The 17,145-nt window shown below is 38.1% G+C and carries 14 protein-coding genes; 5 read left to right on the forward strand and 9 right to left on the reverse strand.

What is annotated here, in order from left to right; all coding sequences use genetic code 11:
• A partial coding sequence (locus ACS5WU_RS09280) for a recombinase family protein (RefSeq protein ID WP_465089107.1) occupies window positions 1-351 on the reverse strand: 351 nt, incomplete at its 3' end.
• 406 nt (window positions 352-757) lie between these two features.
• Between ACS5WU_RS09280 and ACS5WU_RS09285 the strand changes: the two genes are divergently transcribed.
• The 3 genes from ACS5WU_RS09285 (at window position 758) to ACS5WU_RS09295 (ending at window position 4,968) form a co-directional block, all read left to right on the forward strand.
• A complete protein-coding gene (locus ACS5WU_RS09285; protein ID WP_465089108.1) occupies window positions 758-1,939 on the forward strand; it encodes an SIR2 family protein in 1,182 nt (393 codons plus the stop codon).
• A complete protein-coding gene (locus ACS5WU_RS09290; RefSeq protein WP_465089109.1) occupies window positions 1,932-3,830 on the forward strand; it encodes an ATP-binding protein in 1,899 nt (632 codons plus the stop codon). The genes ACS5WU_RS09285 and ACS5WU_RS09290 overlap by 8 nt, the downstream gene beginning before the upstream one ends.
• A 157-nt stretch (window positions 3,831-3,987) precedes the next feature.
• Window positions 3,988-4,968, forward strand: coding sequence for a hypothetical protein (locus ACS5WU_RS09295; RefSeq protein ID WP_465089110.1), 981 nt, complete (start codon window positions 3,988-3,990; stop codon window positions 4,966-4,968).
• 262 nt (window positions 4,969-5,230) lie between these two features.
• On the opposite strand, the gene ACS5WU_RS09300 is transcribed toward ACS5WU_RS09295, so the two are convergent.
• The 4 genes from ACS5WU_RS09300 to ACS5WU_RS09315 form a co-directional block, all read right to left on the reverse strand.
• Window positions 5,231-5,503, reverse strand: coding sequence for a hypothetical protein (locus ACS5WU_RS09300; protein ID WP_465089111.1), 273 nt, complete (start codon window positions 5,501-5,503; stop codon window positions 5,231-5,233).
• Between the two features lie 338 nt (window positions 5,504-5,841).
• A complete protein-coding gene (locus tag ACS5WU_RS09305; protein ID WP_465089112.1) occupies window positions 5,842-8,103 on the reverse strand; it encodes a WG repeat-containing protein in 2,262 nt (753 codons plus the stop codon).
• 13 nt (window positions 8,104-8,116) lie between these two features.
• On the reverse strand, window positions 8,117-8,551 hold the full coding sequence (locus ACS5WU_RS09310; RefSeq protein ID WP_465089113.1) for a zinc-ribbon domain-containing protein: 435 nt from the start codon (window positions 8,549-8,551) through the stop codon (window positions 8,117-8,119).
• Window positions 8,552-8,565: 14 nt separating this feature from the next.
• A complete protein-coding gene (locus ACS5WU_RS09315; RefSeq protein ID WP_465089114.1) occupies window positions 8,566-9,066 on the reverse strand; it encodes a hypothetical protein in 501 nt (166 codons plus the stop codon).
• 95 nt (window positions 9,067-9,161) lie between these two features.
• Between ACS5WU_RS09315 and ACS5WU_RS09320 the strand changes: the two genes are divergently transcribed.
• Entirely contained in the window at window positions 9,162-9,524 is a 363-nt protein-coding gene (locus tag ACS5WU_RS09320; protein ID WP_465089115.1) for a helix-turn-helix domain-containing protein, read from the forward strand.
• An 89-nt stretch (window positions 9,525-9,613) separates the two neighbouring features.
• Here the strand turns inward: ACS5WU_RS09320 and ACS5WU_RS09325 are convergent, their stop codons facing one another.
• Complete coding sequence (locus tag ACS5WU_RS09325; protein ID WP_465089116.1) at window positions 9,614-11,332, reverse strand: protein kinase domain-containing protein; 1,719 nt, start codon at window positions 11,330-11,332, stop codon at window positions 9,614-9,616.
• Between the two features lie 67 nt (window positions 11,333-11,399).
• Between ACS5WU_RS09325 and ACS5WU_RS09330 the strand changes: the two genes are divergently transcribed.
• Window positions 11,400-11,825 carry a hypothetical protein gene (locus tag ACS5WU_RS09330; protein ID WP_465089117.1) on the forward strand — a complete coding sequence of 142 codons (426 nt, stop codon included), beginning with the start codon at window positions 11,400-11,402 and terminating at the stop codon, window positions 11,823-11,825.
• A gap of 450 nt (window positions 11,826-12,275) precedes the next feature.
• On the opposite strand, the gene ACS5WU_RS09335 is transcribed toward ACS5WU_RS09330, so the two are convergent.
• From ACS5WU_RS09335 to ACS5WU_RS09345, 3 genes are all read right to left on the reverse strand, one after another.
• Window positions 12,276-12,770, reverse strand: coding sequence for a hypothetical protein (locus ACS5WU_RS09335; protein ID WP_465089118.1), 495 nt, complete (start codon window positions 12,768-12,770; stop codon window positions 12,276-12,278).
• 489 nt (window positions 12,771-13,259) lie between these two features.
• The gene (locus tag ACS5WU_RS09340) at window positions 13,260-13,484 is read right to left on the reverse strand and encodes a hypothetical protein (protein WP_465089119.1); all 225 of its coding nucleotides are present in this window, start codon (window positions 13,482-13,484) and stop codon (window positions 13,260-13,262) included.
• 279 nt (window positions 13,485-13,763) lie between these two features.
• The gene (locus tag ACS5WU_RS09345; protein ID WP_465089120.1) at window positions 13,764-16,577 is read right to left on the reverse strand and encodes a PAS domain-containing hybrid sensor histidine kinase/response regulator; all 2,814 of its coding nucleotides are present in this window, start codon (window positions 16,575-16,577) and stop codon (window positions 13,764-13,766) included.
• Between the last annotated feature and the right edge of the window lie 568 nt (window positions 16,578-17,145).

Below are 17,145 nucleotides of genomic sequence, written 5' to 3' on the forward strand. Positions count from 1 at the left end.
TTTCTTCCTCATATATCTTCTCCTTTCTGTCATCGGGTCAAGTTCTGTCCGACAATCCACTTTGAATGTACCGAATATAATGCAAAGTTGTCGTTCCTTGGCTACCTCAATAATCTCACAAAGTTGTTTTGTACTTCTGGTAATTCTGCTAACCTCTGTCGCGATAATGGTATCGCCAACTCCAATGTCCAAAAACAACCTGTTTAGCTCGTTTCGATCTGTCTTTACTCCGCTCTCGTATTCTAAGTAAATATTTTCAAGCTTTACCCCCTTCAATTGTAGTTCTCGCACCTGACGTTTTATGTCCTGCCTGTTTTCGTCTGTTGAACATCTTGCATATCCATATAGCATTGCCACTCACTCCAATTTATATAATATGTGATACAATATTTCATTGCATACATATTATATGATGTTAACGAAAACATTCCGACCTTTTCTTTTATAAAAAACAGTCCTTTTGATGCTGATTAGAAGCCTTTTCGCCATGAGTAAAAATATAAACGAAAACATATGTTTGATTTTACAATTTTTTGAAGCAAAGGAATAAATTAGTCTTTCTCATATTAAATAAAGTGGTATAATAAAAATAAATTTTCTGCTATACAACATCAATATAAAACGCAACCAAAATTTCGACATCGTGTTGTTGAGATAATATGGAGTTCATATTATTTATCGAGAGGGATATAATGGCTATACTATAACCTAAGTTAAGGGTAGTAGTGATAACGAGTAATATTTAAGGAGAAGTAAAATGGAAGATAAGCAATATCAATTAATCAAAGGTACAATTGCTCATAAATTGAGTATTGAAGAATTGCGTATTGAAATTGCTCAATGTCTTCAATTTGAAAATCTTAACTTTCTAATTGGGGCTGGCTGCTCTAGCCTCCACATTGATGACGTAGAGAAAGCAATTCCAACAATGGCGGCACTCACAAAAGAGTTTTATGCAGAAAACGCTGATTTTACTACTCCAGATGGCAATGATGCTAAACACCGTTTTCCCGATAACCTCGAAGCCCTAATTAATTACTTGATGTCGATATATAATGTTTGTGATGAGAGTGAAAAAGATAGAATATTTGAGAAAGTCGAAATAATTAACAGGTTTATTTTTGATAAGCTTTGTTATACAGAAGAATGCATTGAGTTACTAAGTCTTTACAAGATCTTTTATCAAAAAATTGTAAAAAGGACGCGGCAGACCCCTGTTAATGTATATACCACAAACTATGACTTATATAATGAAATGGCATTAGATAGTCTCTCCTTTATGTATAACAACGGTTTCATGGGAAGTGCCAGACGTATTTTCAACCCCAATTCATATAATTATGTGATGGTCGAAAACCTCAACTTAAGTAAAGATGTTTGGAGAAGCGTAAGTAATTTTATTAATCTATATAAGATTCACGGATCTATAAATTGGGTTAAAGAACCTTCCGCGACTACAGATATGAGCATTATTGTGGAGAAGGATGTCGATGTGATACGCCAGCGCAATGATTTCAAGTCATTAATGATATACCCGACGCCACAAAAAGATAGATCCACCCTTATGGTTCCTTACTCCGACTTGTTCCGAATGATGCAGAATAACTTGTTGAAGAGTAATTCGACATTAATTACAATGGGATATAGTTTCAGCGATGAACATATAAATAGAATCATACTGAATGCTCTTTCTGTCTACAACTTTCGTTTAGTCATCTTTGGGGATTCTCCCAAAATACGAGAGTTGCAAACGATTGGTGATAGTCGTATTTGGATAATTAACTCAGATGATAAAATCCACTATTTTAAGAATATAGTTGAACGCGCGCTACCTCAACTTGACGAGGAACAAATAGAGGCTCAAAAGATGCGCGATTCAATAAATAAACTGGCCTCAGTACTAACAACTTCTACAAGTCGGAGTGATGATAATGCATGATAAAAGAGTTATCGGTAGGATTATCACAATAAACCACAACAATATTGTGGCTGAGATTTCCAATGATCTCGGCAACTACATTAATGTCTATGACGGAATACGATTTGTCGGAGAAATTGGATCGTATGTGGCTATTGATGATATTAATCGCCGAATAGTAGCAGAAATAATTGCGGTAGATGAGAAAAATGATTTGTCTTTTGAACGGCTAAATAAAGCAAGTAGTTCAAGGTACTTGCGTATCAGCCTTATTGGTGAAATAAGTAATGATTTATTTACCTTCGGTGTAACAAAAATGCCCCCCATTTTTTCCGAAATTAAGCTGATCAGTGAAAATGATCTTCAAACAATGCTGGACACACGTGATGATTTCCAACTCTGTGATGACGGCTGTACAAAACTAAAATCACTAACAATCGGAACTTCGGTTATATTTCCAGACTACAGGGTGAAAGTAAAATTGAATGACTTTTTCGGCTTTCATTTTGCTGTGTTTGGTAACACCGGTGCAGGCAAGTCAAATACTATTGCCAAAATGATTCAATCTATCTTCACTAAGACAAATTATTCGGCTTGTGGTGCAAAGTTTGTCATCTTCGATTCAAATGGTGAGTACAAAAATGCATTTCAAGAGATTCCACAATCCAATACAGAAATCAATGTAAAGTTCTTAACCACATCAGATTACGATTCTGATAAAAAAATTGTTATCCCCGTTTGGGCCTTGAGTGTTGATGACTGGGCAGTTCTACTACACGCGTCAGAAAAGACACAGGTGCCTGTTTTGCGGCGTGCGCTTGAGCTAATTAGGATTTTCGACTCTGATGACACCAAAAGTGGGGCAAAGGAGCTTAAGAAACATATTTTAGCAACTGTGGTAAAAGATATACTTGCTGGAACAGATTCACCCGCCGCAAAACACGATAAAATAACATCGGTTCTACAAAAATTTAACGAATCTGGTTTTGAACTAACCACGGAGATAACCATTAACGCTGAACTCGATGCAAGTACAAGAAGTGGTCAGTTCTCAATGGCTAAGGCTATTGAAATATCTTATGGACAAATGTACGCACCCGCAAGTGTAATTGCTTTTTGTGACACAGTGATCTTATCCGACATCAAGGAGGTTTCGAAATCGAAACAAATCATTCCATACTCACTTGAACGATTTCTTGAAGCTGTCAACTTTGCCATAATATACGAAGGCAGCACTAACTCAAACAGGATATATGAATATAGTGCAACGCTGGTTGCTCGTCTCCAAAATTTAATGGAAAGCGATACAGGAGATTTCTTCGCACAAACAGAGTATTCCACAGTAGAAGAGTATATTGATTCGATACTAGGAGATAACCAAATTCTCAATATTGACATTAGCAGTTTGGATGATTCTGCAACTGAAGTGATAACGAAAGTTATTTCAAAATTGCTCTTTGATTATTTGCGTCGTTTGACGCCTAGGAACTCTAAACCGATAAACTTAATTTTGGAGGAAGCTCATCGTTTTGTCCGAACGGATATGGATTATGGAGTGCTCGGATATAATATTTTTGAACGCATCGCCAAGGAAGGACGAAAGTTTGGCCTTTTATTGGGAATTTCATCCCAGCGTCCAAGTGAGCTATCAAAAACCGTAGTTTCACAGTGTAATAACTTCATCATTCACCGCATCCAAAACCCTGATGACATAAACTATATATCGCGTATGGTTCCATACATTAGTCAAGGTACTATCGAACGGATAACATATCTGCAACGAGGGTATGCTTTGATTTTCGGTACGGCTATCAATTTGCCTACAGTAACGAGCATTGAGAAGGCAGAACCCACACCAAACAGCGCTAATTCTAACATTGTAGAAAAGTGGTATGTCAAATCTGATGGATAAACAATGGCTATTATTAATGTGATATTATCTATATAATTGCACTGTGACATGTAACAAATGCATTGTTGGGATAATTGGAAAACATCAATAATCAACTTAGTCCTATAATCTGACTTTGAAATATAGAGGTATTTGTTTTCAAGTTATGGAGGTTGTCATGAAAGTTACTAGAAGCAATAAAGTTGACGGAAATATCGCAACAAGCTTATGCTCATATTTGACACAAATAAAGGATAGTAAAGATTTGCTTTTTAATTCTGAACATCCGTTAAAACACCCATTGGCAATTTACAATATCAGTGCCAGAAGATTTTTTGAAGCATATAACAAGTTGATAGATGTTGTAGGTTCTCAAAAAAAGGGGGATCCGACAAAACAAAATTTCTATTTGCCAACCAAAGAACTATTTGATAGTTTTAATTCGCATATAGATGGTATTTATCATATTTTCAAGTGCTTTTTTCCGGCATCATTTGTCTCAAAAGAGATAAATTTTGCCGACCGGTGGTTAGAAAGGGCAGCAAAAAACAACCAAATATGTAAGGATGCCTTAAAGGAATTTAAAAGTAACATATCTTTCTGTTTGCCCAATATAAAAATAAATAATAAGTTAAAACATAAACATGGCATAATTCATGAAATTATAATAAAGTCTTTTTATGGCAATGCTGTTGGTTTTTTCATTGAGGCAGTTGATTCATCAGGTGCCATTCTACCAGATGAGGAATTTCATAAAAAATATGGTACTGATAGTACTGGCTACAGCTATAACTGGCTATTACTGGAAATGCTGACACAGTTCTATTTTATTGATAATTATGCAGCAAAATCATTGAAAAAAATCATTGGAGGATTGAGTTCAATTGATATTCCTTTTGAAAAAGTAGAAATTCAAAATAGCGATATAATGGAGACGTACAAAAAGTTGGACACAACGTTATCAAATATACTTTTTCCTAACGAATACACAGCGGAAATTCCGCAAGTTGATTTTGATGGGGATACATTGACTCTTAAAAATCCCGCTTATAAGACCTATGCAAAAAGGTTTGTTCCGATATCCAAATGTCAAGTAAAATTGATATTACACCAGGATGGTATAACGACGAATTTTATATTGCCCTATGGTTCTCCATGAGTTTAATTTATTTCATATCACTACCAATCCATAGACTAGGGAGTGTGTTGATAAAATTGAACTACGTATTATGTTTAGACTAAATTCTTGGTTATAGTTTACAGAACCCAATGCATCATTATTGTAATAATACTATATAAGTTTGTATGTAGCGAGATGCAACTTCTATGTTAGGATAACCAATTTTAAAATTATGTGTATAGCAAAACCCTGTCTGCCTTGTGCACATAAGCAAACAGGATTTAATCAACATATGTAGTGCTTACGATTTACGCACCGTTTCTTGCATGTGATCTAAGCATACTTCCATTGTTCGAAGTAAAATAATCATTACTCCAATGTCTTCTTTATCGGCGCATTTGTTTTCTGGCTCGATTGCATTGCAATAATCTTGAAGCTCTTTTGAAGCTTCTATTAATTGCTGTTTGTGATTAGTGTTTTGCCGAGGAATAGATTTCCTTTCCCTTACAAGTTTGATTGCTTTTGGTTGTGAGGATGGCTTGCAGGTGCTCTTTTCTTTTTGTAATTGTAGCATTTGATTCTCCTTTAAATTTAATTTTCATGTAAAAACCTATAGTCGGGATTGTTACATAATATATAAAAATAGTCTTTTGTAAGCTGGAATAATTAAAAACGTTAATATTATACGATTTGAATTTGTTTAGAATTTACAAAATATACGGTTTTTGGTTTCAAAATTTAGTTGATTTTGCTTTAATAGTTGCTTTATGTGTAGGAATATTAAGTCTTTGATCAATAATTGTGGTTCTATGATATGCTTCTATATTTATAGTATATACTCTGTTTTATATTAGGGCTAGTGCAAAGAACTCCCGCATATTGTAATACGGGAGTTCTTTGGCAAGTATTGTTTTATAAGCTATTGAGGATTTTTGATATAGATATGTCCTGTAGCCCCAGCGCTGTGAGTAAATCCTGTGTTTTTCCCCAAAAATATTCAATGTTCGTTTTGGGTGCAAACGAATCTACCGTTGCGGTTAACATGTAGCCCGCGCTTTGACTGTCTAAACCCGCTTCAGCTAGAACTCGTCCAATGGGCGAATCATCTGATATATCAAAAGATGTTGTTCCCGATGATGCGTTTTTATTTTGCTTCAAATCAGCCACTACCAATTGTGAGGACAGTTTATCGCCATTTAACATTGCAAGGGCAATCGCGTTTTCTATTTGCGACACTTTTTTGTCCGTAAGGCTATCTCCGCCAATCAACACCGTTGCCGCCTTTACCGTGTTATTTGCATTATTAACAACAAAGTATAGATTGCCACTTTCGCAAGAAGTGCGGTAATAGGTATATGCTTCGTCCGACAAATCGTCCATAGGTGTACTATTTGCCGCCTCTGGAAATTGCTCTGAAACAGCAGTGACAAACTGTTCTTTTAAAATAGTTGCTGGCGCTGCATTTGCTCCTGCTTTTGGGGCGGCAGATGCTGTGCCACTCGTTGTGGTGGGATTAGGGACTGGTGGTGCGTCAGGGAATAAGGCTAAAATTTCAGGTTCTGTTGCTCTTACGAATGTCTTATCTCCTGTGTTTTTAAAATTGATATTGATTGTATTTGCGTCAATTGAGGAAACAATGATTGATTCTGTGGAAGCTTGTCCTAAATCGCCGCTTGCAAAGGAATCCGTATGTGATTCATGATTTTTATCAAGCCAAGTAACTCCCTCGTCTGTCAAGATATTATAATCTGTGATCTGTGCACCGTTAATGACATAAGCTAAGCGCTCCTGATCAAACTCTGACTGAATCCATATGCCATCTAATGTGGAGTTCGTGACAGTTGATAAATCAGGAGCAATAAATTCGTCTGGCTCATCTGGCTTATTGACATAAGCAAATTCTTTTGCATCATCGAAAAATCCATCGGTAATAGGGTTGCCGTCTAAATCAATATAAAAGCACTTAATATACTTTGATGTTGTTGGATTAGGAGCATCAGTATGTCGCTCAATCATCGCCAATCCGTGTTTGAACTGTTGACCGCTATCGCCGCTTTCGAGAGAAATAACAACCTTTCCTGTCCTATCTATATAATACCCACTGAACAATTCTTTGGTTGATTCCGCATTTTCGTTGATCGAACTTACACCAAGCAGTGATTGTTCGCTAAAGTTAAACTCGGTCGCAGCAGCATAAGCTAAAAAAAGCTGATAAGAATAAAGTGGCTCTACAATAATATTGCCACTGCTATCTATTATTCCCATATCGTCATTATTATCGCAAACCGCGTATAGATTCTCTGACAAAGGCCATAGGCTAGAATATTCCGTATTCAGGATTGAATTTCCATTGACATCCACAATACATGCATTTCCATTGACATCTTTAATAATATATCCGTTTGTAGATTCATCATAAATAACAGGAACAGTTATTGCGTCAAAGCCAGGTTCAACGCTCGCCAATTCATTTTGCAAATCAGCTTTTTTATACTCTAGCGATATAATGTCAGCATTAGCAAAATCAACATCTGATTCTATTGCCCATGAGTTATAAATCCTATTACCCACATATCCAATGTAAAGCGCCATATTATCGGGAGTATTTGTTGTTTCAAGGTTCCAAACAACTTCGCCGTTTTTATTTAATAAATAAGATGTAGCAATAAATTCTTCTGAAATTGTACCAACATTCACATAACCATTTTTATCAAAATCGCGAGCAACATAGTTATCTCCTTGCAACGGAATGATTTCATTTACGTTAATAATTACATTTCCACTCTTATCAATATAAAGAGTTTCCGAATCCCGACTTACAGATGCACGTTCTTGAGAAAATTTATTGGCACTGCTGAATTGAGGCTCAATAGCAATTTTACCGTTTGCATCAATATATCCCCATTTACCATTTTTTTTAACAGGAGCCAATCCTTCTGAAAAACTGCCAGCATCTTCATATTGCGGTTCTATTACAAAATCACCTTGAGGGTTTACATATCCCCATTTTCCTTCAATGCATACCGCCGCGACTAAATCATCATCTTTTAAATTGACTGCCTGTTTGTCTTCTTGTGTCGTGACAGATGTGGATGGCTCAGCGTCTTGCATTGCGCAAGCAAGAAGACTGAAACAAAAAATACTGCTAAGTAAAATACAAATCCATTTTTTCATATTGTAAATCCTTTCATTCGGACATTTTATAAATACGCCCGTTTTTTAGCATGATTTTTTTACTGCAAACAGAACAATCGGCACTTAGTGCCTTAATTGGAAAAAGCGTTTCATTGCCACAATAAGGGCATTTTACAACGTATGCTTTTAAAAAAAGAGGGAATAAACCTAATGTAAAAACAAACAGCGTTACTATGATCCATATTCCGATGTTCGCTCCACTCATTTGCGTTATGAAAATCAGCATAAAAATTCCGATTGGAATCATAAATATAGATACCCATAGATAAGATTTTACGCTCACAACTTTACAATTAGCAAGCAAATTACCTTGTTGTTCTGGTAACGGTTCGTTTCTCTCCGATGGTTCTGCCTCGATTCTTTTGCCGCAGTTGGAACAAAAGGCAGTATCATCAATGATTTCCTTTCCACAGTGTTTACAAAACATCATAAACCTCCTATCTATTTAGTCACGTCTTTTCCCATCAAGCGAAACAGCAGTCCGGAAATGAATACGCAAACCTCATGCGGACTCCCGTTTTGATCCTTTGCGCGTACAGCAACATATGTTGTTTTTTCAATGCCATATTGTTGTGCTAAATCAGAAATATAAATACTATAATTTTGTATATTGCTAAGAAATTGCTCCATCGTATCCGATTGAAATGAATATGAGACACCTTCCCAGTCAATTCCCTCATCGTTTGTTAAAAGTGCAACTTCAATAGTGTCTTCATACTCAAATACATACGGTTTCACGTCAAAATTTGTATCATTTTCGACTTCTTTCTTAAATGCTTCAAATCCTCCGCTTTTTCCAGATGATTTGGAACTGGTAACTGTTGTTGATGCAGCAGCAGACGCGGTTTGAGCAGGCTCCGTCTTTTTCGGATTTTGAGCAGAGCACGAAACAATGCCTACACACAATACACTGACCAGTAAAAAACAAATTATTTTTTTCATTTTCCCACCTCTTTCTTTTAATTATAAGGTCTGTTTGCTTATATGATTTATTAAATTATATGATAATCGCCTATACAATTCAAGTATATAACTGAATGGGCGGTGAATTATTTACTGTGAATTATCATGATATCGGGAAACGAATTCGTTCCAAACGAAAAGAACTGGGTATGTCGCAGGAAAAGCTGTCGGAAATGGTCGAGATTTCCGTCACACATATGAGCCATATCGAAACAGGTAATACAAAGCTGAGCCTTCCTGTTCTTGTAAAAGTTGCCAACGCACTAAAAGTAGGTGCTGATGAACTCCTGTGTGATACGCTTGTATCCTCCAAGCAAATCTACAATAATGAAATTGCAAATTTATTGGAAGGGTGCGACAATACCCAAATCCGTGTTATTACGGATATTATCAAAACAGCAAAGCAGTCCTTGGATAAAAACTATCCAAACAACTGAAATGCGAACAAAAAACCTCCTCCTGTGATTTATCTTATCAAAGGAAGAGGTGCTATTGTTGTGCTGTCAGCACAATATTTCATATAAAATTATGCTAATATCCTATAGATAGAATGTTCTGGATTTGCAATTGCGTTAAACTGCCAAGTAGCATCAGCTCCATCACACAGTAATGACCCTTCATTTGGTAGTGTCAGTACATAATAATTTTCTTCATTATTTGTTTCGAGCATACGGCAGGAACCATCAGGCTGAATTTTTAGCGTATAGATTTTGTCAGGAGTCATATTATTATATGCATCGAAATTGACATACTCATACGCCACACTTTCTGCTATCTCCAAGTATCGCGTATCTTCTAACGCAATACTTTGTCCGCTCTTTTCTTCGTAGACTGCCCGCCAAGCACCCTCGAAGAAATTAACGGCTTCGCCGCCTTCTATTACTGCCTCCGAAAACTCTATTGCTTGAAAGCTATACCCGTATATACTGTTTGGGTTCTCAACTATACGAACTAGCATATCGTAGGTAGAAGGAAAAGAATCTCCTTCCCACTCGACATCGGCGCTGTATTCATAATCTTTGTTATCATTATAAATAGTTGGTGTATCTCCAACGTACTCCACAGTTATTTTAGGAGAATAATCTCTTTTAGTAAAATAGTAGTAACCACCCCGCGCTTCACATATATAGTCTGGTGGTTGATAATTGTTAACGTCAAACTTGTCGTTGCCAAAGACAGACACAATAATTTCTTCTATTTGCGGCATGGATAACCTGACGCTGCGGGTAAATGAAACTCCTTGTTCTCTGTAGTCCTGCATATCATCCCTCAATGCAGTATTACAATATCTGTACAAAAACTGATTGATATATTCATTGGTCAATGTATCTTGCGGATAGGGAACTCCGCTTGCGTGCCACATTTCTGTGAGTACCTCCAATGGCTGAGAAAGGTTTGTGAGATTTGTTTCTTCAATATATTGTTCGTTTGTTTGCGGAAGTTTAGATATTTCGCTCGTTGTCTTCCATGGTTGCCATGTGAAAATAATCATAATGCATACTACGGCTATCATGCCTATCCATAAATACTTTGCTTTACCATTCATACGGAGCGCACGCTTTAGGTGCAATGCGTTTTTATATCGGTTGGCAGGCGATAGGTCTGTACATTTTTTGATGATATTACGAAAATAACCAGTTGCAAGTTTTTCACTGGGCTTCTTTCCTGTTAGCAACAGGTTTAACAATACGCCCAATGAATAAAGATCACTTCGCGCATTGGTCTGATGAAAGCCATATGCTTCGGGTGCGGCATAGCCATGCGTACCTATTTCAACGGTGTCATGATCAGAACTCTCGTCATAAAATCGTGCCGCATCAAAATCCAGCAGGGTAATATCCCCATGATCAGATAAAATAACATTGGACAACTTGATGTCCCTATGAATGATGGGCGGTACATGATTATGAAGCGAGATCAATGCATCACATAGTTGGCATGCAATTTCTTTGACTGCGACATGGGAGAAATTGTGCTTTTGGTCTAAATATTCTTGTAATGATTTACCTCGTACATATTCACGTAATACGATACATTCCTCTCCATCATCAAAAACACCGTATATTTCTGGAAGATTCGGGTGCTGCATCTCTTGCAAGGCAAGATAAATCTGTTTCTGGCTAGAACGAATCAATTTCTGAATGGCAACATGACCTGTTTTTCGATTTTTGACAATAAGAACCTTACCGGCCTTTAATTCACTGGTCTGTTCATATTCCCATAGCTTATATTGATAATCGCTCATGTTTGCCCTTTGACCTTTTTCGGTTTATGATATAAATTATATATATTAAATAAAAATGAGGCAAGTCATGCAGCACACAACCACTGAAAAACTAATGGGTGTTTTGAAAAATGCCAGTACTTTTGAAGATTTCTTGCAGCATACACAAACAAAGCAAGCTGAGTTTTCGCAGATGGAGTACTTTGATTATCTGTTCGATGTAAGGCAAGTAACAAAGTCACAAGTCATAAAGTCATCATTGATGGACACTTATTATGCCTATCAGGTTTTCAGAGGGGCAAAAACGCCTTCTCGTGATAAGCTTCTGTTGCTAGCATTTGCATTTCCTCTTGATGTAAAGGAAACGCAACTTCTACTGTATATCTGCCATTCGGAAAAATTGTATGTTAAGAACAAAAGGGATTCCATTATTCTGTTCGCACTGGAAAAGAGTTACTCGTTGGAAAAGACAAACGACCTGTTAGCAGAAGAAAACGTACAGACGCTTATATAATCTTGTACCAACTCCCCATAATGAATCGGCGCTATGGCTCGATAATATCGGCAGGAGAGCAGTCGATTTTAATATCATGTGGTTTTTTATTGTAAAAACAATGCTTTTTACCATTTTTTCCTCTTGCCTATACATTTGTATTGCCCGATCAATTCACCTCGTAAAACCATGGTAATTTATAATAAAAACGGTAGAAAAAACAGATTGTAACGTCGAGGATAAAATGATGTCTGACTTGACACTGGCAGGATGCAGTTACGATTAGTATGGCGTACATATGAATATTGCTTATACACCATACTAATATAATGCCCATATAATATACTTATATAGAATACAGAGATCATCCCATGGCGAAAACCCGTTTGCTGAAAGACTTTATCGCTGATTGTTTTTTCAATTCGGGTAAATATTATTTTTACCCATTGTTTTATTAGTGTCGTCGAAATATTATTGGTAAAATGTTTCCAGTATTTCTTTGTTATATCCAAATCGCACAACGCTGGCTTGATCAATAATATATTCATAGGGTATTTTGTTATCATCTCTACGTTGTGCAATTACAGGCATCTTTTTCACCTTGGTGTTTGGATATTTACTATAATATTGCTTACACTGAATCTGTGCGAATTCTCTTGCCGCTGATGCCGCATATAACCCGCCGAGATAGCAATGTATGTGCGGGAGTGACGATGATTGCTGCTTTGATATATTGGCAAAGCCTATCTTAGGTCTTCCTACAAGTCCGTCTCGCAAATTAATTTTTCGAGCCAAGTCTGCATTAACTGTGCTTAAACACATGAAAAATGAAAACCCGTTTTCACGCTTTCCTTGTAGACGCTTTAACGTTTTACATTGTGAGTTTAATGCTTTTAAGCCATCTTCATAGGTTAGGAAATGCTGCTGCTTGATATAGTATACTGTTTCCTTTGGAGGCGCGCTCATTTATGACACCTCCTTAGAAATCTTGAATAACAGTAATCTTTCGGCGGCTTTCTAGGAACCGCGATAATCAGTGCGTCTAGGTGTCCTGATGATTGTGATGGGGAACCCTCTCCGCCAAATAGGAAAAGCATCGTGCAAAGCGCGGTGCTTTTTCTGTTTTACGAAATGTTGACTCGAAGCCACGTGGGTTCATGCAGGACGAAGTCGCGCTATCCCACCCTCTCCGCCATTTTCAGAGGGTTTGTGTTTCTAACACTCACCCAGTACGTTTTCCATCGTTTTAGCCGATATTTCTTTGGACTTATAATCCAGATGTGCATAAATATCTGCTATTTTTTTATATGGCAATTCCTCACCATATCTTCTTGTATTTACAATCACAGCGCCGCCAATGAATAAAGATATTTTTATCGGCATAGTCAACAGTATCACTTTTATCGGAATTAACTGAAGGGAATATTATGGAAAAAAACACAATCATGCGGATTTTTAGATGGACGGGATAATTCGTTCAGAAAGCTCGGCAGCAAAATGGACGATTTCCCTTATTACAGTAAACGTATACGTGCTGCGCTTCGTTACGATATAGCATGCCTGTATCAAAAGAATATCCAATGCTTCTGCGTATCTGAGAACAATGATTCCGACATCACTTTTATGTCTTTGGTAGCAGAAATGCGTGATGATATAAAAAGACATGATATCGGCACCCATGTTTATTGTTCACCCGATCAGGATGATTTCATGACTTTCATAAAGAATTTGGCTCCATATTCAGGTATATCTTTATTTCTATGAATTCGGATTCTCCGCAAAAAGCGATGTTACAAAACATAAATTGCCTTATTTATGTCGACAGAAATAACAGGAAAAAATCACTTCCGGCGATTTTTAGTAATGCTCTAATGGAAGGCGTCGTTGTTCATTGTTTGACAGCTTATATTGACTTTCAGGATCAAACATTACAGATATTATGATGGCCATTATGACTTATTAAGTTAAATATCTGGCCATAATTTCGCTCAAGCAGCCCAAATCCACAGGCTTTGCAATGTGCTCATTCATACCCGCATTCCTTGCATGGTCAACATCTTCGGCAAAAGCGTTCGCCGTCATCGCTACAATTGGCAGTTTGCGGACATCTTTTCGATCCATGTTCCGGATTGCGGCAGTCGCCTCATATCCATTCAGGTAAGGCATCTGCACATCCATAAAAATAATGTCATAATACCCTTCCTGGGATGCTCCTACCATTTCCACTGCCTCCTTGCCATTACGCGCCCACTCAACCTGCAAACCGGACATTCGGATCAGCTCGCGCATAATTTCTCCATTTATTTCATTGTCTTCCACCAGCAGGGCGCGCTTGTCCTCAAGGTACATATTGCTGATTACTTCCGTTCTGGTAACCGGAGGATCGTCAGTAACCCCAAGTATTTTTTGAAAGCAACGGATAATCCTGCTTTTGAATAACGGTTTGGAAATAAAATAGTCTACTCCTGCTGCGCGCGCCTCCGCTTCTATTTCAGACCAGTCATAGGCGGCTAAAATAATGATCGGGATATCCGGCCCCACCTCTTCCCGAATTCTTTTCGCAGCCATAAGTCCATCCATTCCAGGCATCTTCCAGTCCAGTATCACAGCAAAGTAATCTTCCTGAGCCTGATGCCTGGTGCAAACACGCTGAACCGCTTCCTGTCCCGAGAAACACCACTCTCCCATCATCCCAATTTCATTCAGGATAAGGTTCGTGCTTTCCGCCGAAGCTTGTTTATCATCCACAACCAATACTGGCAGCCCGATCAGTTCTTCCATATATTCATGCTGTTCCCTGAGTAATTTCAAATGTATCGTAACCGTAAAACGCGATCCCCGCCCGTATTCGGATTCTACCTTAATATCTCCGTCCATCATACGGATCAGGTTGCGTGTGATCGTCATTCCAAGACCAGTACCCGTTTGCTTCTGCACATCGCTGTCCTTCGCCCGTGCAAACGGCTCAAAAATTATTTTCTGGAATTCTTCCGTCATTCCGATCCCATTGTCTTCAAAAACAAATTCATATTCTCCGTATTCCGGGTTTTTCATTGGTTTTTCTTGTATCCGGACATTTATTTTCCCGCCATCCGGCGTATATTTCGTAGCATTGCCAATCAGGTTCACAAACGCCTGCTGAATCCGGAGGCTGTCCCCAACAACACGCTCGTGCTTAATATTTACCACATTGACTTGTAGGTTATGTCCATGTTCATTAATCTGCGGCAATACCATTGTGATCAGGTTGTCGATCAGGTCGGCCAGATTGAATTCCTCATGCTGTAGCTCCATCTTTCCCGCTTCAATCTTACTCATATCAAGCACTTCATTAACAAGCGATAAAAGGTGTTTCGACGCTGAAGTGATCGTCCGCAGGCATTCCTGCACCCGTTCATGGTTTTCAATCTGTGTACTGGCAATCGCCGTCATCCCGATAATGGCATTCATTGGCGTCCTGATATCATGGCTCATTCTCGAAAGGAATTCTGTTTTGGCCGCATTCGCAGCTTCCGCACAATTATATGCCTCCTGCATCGCCTGCTGCTGCATGAGCTTCTCTGTTTTTACCTGGTCGATATCGAATTGGTATATGATGGCCTTGGTCGGTATTCCATCCTTTTGTTCTACAACCTGGAAACTGGTTCTCCACCAGTTTTGTTTTTTGCAGTTGGTCAAATATTCGATTTCAATACGGCGGTCCTGATGCAGCGCTTTTCTCAAAAAGTCTATGCTGGTAAACTCAATATATGCTTCCAAATAGTCAGGAGCTGCTACCGCCCTGCAGACCCATTGCATTGTTTCACTGTAACAACCGTCCGCTGGCAGTGTCGGAACAGGCTCCGCTCCCTCGAAGGAAAGCGTTGTATAAAAATCATTTTCCAAATCCACTTCAAAGATTCCAATATACTCGTCCTTCAGGCATTGCAGGACATGTTCCAGCTTCCGATGTGAACTTTCCCGTTGCTTAATATCCGTTATATCTGCAATCGTACCAACAATCCGTTTCGTGGTTCCTTTTTCTTTCATAATGGAATTGGTAATCGCATACCAGCGCTTTTCTCCTGTCTTTGCACTGTAAAGCTGTACTTGTACTGGCTTGAGAGTACTGCTTGTAAACATATTCTCCAGAATCATCACATCGTCTTTCGGACATAATTCTTCTTTTCCCAGTCTCTCATGGAAATGTTCAAAAGTATGACTTACTTCCTTTCCCCCACTCTCCGCAAGTGAAGGATAGATTGACAGCAGATCCTTGTCCACTTCATATTCATAGGTATACCGTTCGGAAGAAAAGACGATTTGCTGGTAGCGCTCATTGGCCATGTCCTTAACATACCGCTCCGTGATATCCCGGTAAACTCCTACCGCAGTTCCACTCGGCCTGCCGTCTTCATTCATAATCATACGGAACTTAAGATCATAAATCGTTTCCCGCCCATCTGCGGGAATCAGTTTTACAATTCCTCCCGCTTCTTTTTCTCCATGCAGCATCGCTTCATGAATCCGGATATATTCTTTCACGGATTCTTGGGCAATAATTCCCCGGTTTACCATTTCATAAGGAACCCCTGTTTGTATCGGTTCCACATGAAATGCCTGGGCCGTTTTCTCGTCCACCAGTATTTTTTGCTCATTTGTGTCATAGGTGAACACTAAGCTGCCGCTCTCCTCCGCAGCGATTTGGAATGCCTGCATACTGTTATACAGCTTTTCATTGCTTTCCTTGAGCGCCCTGTTTGCCTCCTCAAGGCATTTAACCTTCTGTTCCATTTTATACCTCTTAATGTACGTGTCCTTACTATTTTTGATACGCTCTTAATAATTTATTATCATGACTCCGCGCATAGATGATGCCGCTATTTATGTAAACTTCGGATGCACCTCCTGCATTTTAAGTAAATTGTATACATCGTCATTTTATATAATATCTTTCTACATCACAATCCCAATAATAATATATATTTTTGTGCTATTTTTGACAAGGTTTTTTAAAATATTTATATATTCACTATTCTTTTTTCATTGCGTTGCAATTCGTTTTTACTTCTGATTTCCATTCTTTCCAGTATCTTTCCAATTACATTATCACCGTATTTAGAAACTCCTTTTTCAACAAGCACCAATATCACAACTGACAGTAACTATTCTTTTTGTTAAACGCTCATAATGGAAAAAAGCCACCGGTTATCCTGATGAACTGGATAACCGATGGCTTTGCCCTATGAAGTTGATGCTACTTTTCTCATATAGTCAAGCGCCTTCTCAATGTGCAGCTCTTCTACCACAATTACATTTTAAGCAAAGTAGTGGGCTAATTTTTAATTTATTGCGCAGCTTT

This window comes from Christensenella sp. KGMB01412 (genome assembly GCF_055522415.1).

Coding starts and splice junctions, on each gene's coding strand:
- ACS5WU_RS09285 (WP_465089108.1), top strand. CDS start 758: ATGGAAGATAAGCAATATCAATTAATCAAAGGTACAATTGCTCATAAA.
- ACS5WU_RS09290 (WP_465089109.1), top strand. CDS start 1,932: ATGCATGATAAAAGAGTTATCGGTAGGATTATCACAATAAACCACAAC.
- ACS5WU_RS09295 (WP_465089110.1), top strand. CDS start 3,988: ATGAAAGTTACTAGAAGCAATAAAGTTGACGGAAATATCGCAACAAGC.
- ACS5WU_RS09300 (WP_465089111.1), bottom strand. CDS start 5,503: ATGCTACAATTACAAAAAGAAAAGAGCACCTGCAAGCCATCCTCACAA.
- ACS5WU_RS09305 (WP_465089112.1), bottom strand. CDS start 8,103: ATGAAAAAATGGATTTGTATTTTACTTAGCAGTATTTTTTGTTTCAGT.
- ACS5WU_RS09310 (WP_465089113.1), bottom strand. CDS start 8,551: ATGTTTTGTAAACACTGTGGAAAGGAAATCATTGATGATACTGCCTTT.
- ACS5WU_RS09315 (WP_465089114.1), bottom strand. CDS start 9,066: ATGAAAAAAATAATTTGTTTTTTACTGGTCAGTGTATTGTGTGTAGGC.
- ACS5WU_RS09320 (WP_465089115.1), top strand. CDS start 9,162: ATGGGCGGTGAATTATTTACTGTGAATTATCATGATATCGGGAAACGA.
- ACS5WU_RS09325 (WP_465089116.1), bottom strand. CDS start 11,332: ATGAGCGATTATCAATATAAGCTATGGGAATATGAACAGACCAGTGAA.
- ACS5WU_RS09330 (WP_465089117.1), top strand. CDS start 11,400: ATGCAGCACACAACCACTGAAAAACTAATGGGTGTTTTGAAAAATGCC.
- ACS5WU_RS09335 (WP_465089118.1), bottom strand. CDS start 12,770: ATGAGCGCGCCTCCAAAGGAAACAGTATACTATATCAAGCAGCAGCAT.
- ACS5WU_RS09340 (WP_465089119.1), bottom strand. CDS start 13,484: ATGGGTGCCGATATCATGTCTTTTTATATCATCACGCATTTCTGCTAC.
- ACS5WU_RS09345 (WP_465089120.1), bottom strand. CDS start 16,577: ATGGAACAGAAGGTTAAATGCCTTGAGGAGGCAAACAGGGCGCTCAAG.